The 1316-nt window shown below is 32.2% G+C and carries 2 protein-coding genes and 1 pseudogene; all 3 read left to right on the plus strand.

Annotated features, from left to right (window positions below; genetic code table 11):
• The coding region (locus HNP67_RS06800; protein ID WP_184125814.1) for a DUF735 family protein at positions 1-286 on the plus strand (286 nt) is incomplete at its 5' end.
• A gap of 9 nt (positions 287-295) precedes the next feature.
• A complete protein-coding gene (locus HNP67_RS06805; RefSeq protein WP_184125816.1) occupies positions 296-1129 on the plus strand; it encodes a DUF685 domain-containing protein in 834 nt (277 codons plus the stop codon).
• Between the two features lie 76 nt (positions 1130-1205).
• Positions 1206-1316 (plus strand): annotated as a pseudogene (blyA, locus tag HNP67_RS06810) (holin BlyA); the annotation flags it as partial.

Raw genomic sequence — 1316 nt, forward strand, 5'->3', positions numbered from 1 at the left:
CACTCCCGAAGCCGGTGTTATTGATATCTCTCTAAAGGGGGCAATAAAAACAAACTTTACTACATTTATTTCCCCTAGCACTGATAAAGGAAAACGGCCTAAAAAGATTCTAATTAGAGAAAAAAAACCGGGGTACGCTGCATCTAAAAAGGCTTTAGTATTTAACTCCCTTCCCAAGGGTTATGATCATTCAATTTATGCTTTTATAAAGGGAATTATTCCTATTGGTAGAGTTCTCAAAATTAATAATAAAGATGGCAATAATATTATAACTTTTAACAACTAAGGAGGCTTTATGGCTGATGATCAAGAAAAATTACTAATTGATGAAGAAGAAACAGTTCAAATTAAAGATTTAAATAAGGTTACGACTGTTAACAATACTGATCTTTTACTACTTGATGATGGGGCTGCAAGCAGCAATGCTATCACCTTTAAAAACTTCTTAAAAACCGTTAATCACCAAACATTTAAAGGCGAAGAGCTAGGCTATTTTAAAGAGATAATTAAGTCTACAATTGCTACTGAACTTGCAGCTGATACAGATTTTGTAAAAAGCATTTACGATTTAATAGTTGACAAACTAATTGGCAATGATTCTGATAAACTTTCTAACCTTTTCAGTAAAATTAAATCTCGCCTTACAAATAGCATATCATCAGCCACTCTATCTAAGTACGATGATCTTTTAATAATGTCATCAAGCACTATTCAAAAAACGCCCGTTCCCAAACAACTGCTTGGAATACCTTCAGATTTTGAATCTGCCACAGTATATGGCACTCCGCTTTATCCGCCTGAGTTCAAGAATAAATCGATATCTATTACCTGGTTTAGCACTGATGAGATAATTCTTGTTTTTTACAAAAGCAATGATAATGATCCCATTTACCTTGACATTGAACTTCAAGTATCCCACATAGGCTCAACATATGATGTCGAACATAACAATAAGAAGAGTCGAAAACTATCTCTAAGATATTCTGATGAAAGTAGTAAAAATACCGTTTACGAACATACGGCTTCCGTTCGCAGCCTAAATATTACATTTTCTCTGTATAAAGGATGGTATGTACAAAAAAGAAGCTACCGGTTGGGAAGTCCTATCCCAGATCTTTTAAAATTGTAAAATTTTTAGCAAAAATTGAGGTTTTGGTATATATTATACATATAAAACTAAAAAAATTAAAATGAAGGATTAAAAAATGGATACTATTAAATTAACTGAACTTCTTATCAATTTAAACGAAATTAAACTTATAGCCGTAATGATTTTTGTAACAGTACTGGTTTTGGGAGTGTTAATTCTTCTCAAG

This window comes from Borreliella californiensis (assembly GCF_014205885.1).
Classification (GTDB): Bacteria; Spirochaetota; Spirochaetia; order Borreliales; family Borreliaceae; genus Borreliella; species Borreliella californiensis.

Coding starts and splice junctions, on each gene's coding strand:
- HNP67_RS06805 (WP_184125816.1), top strand. CDS start 296: ATGGCTGATGATCAAGAAAAATTACTAATTGATGAAGAAGAAACAGTT.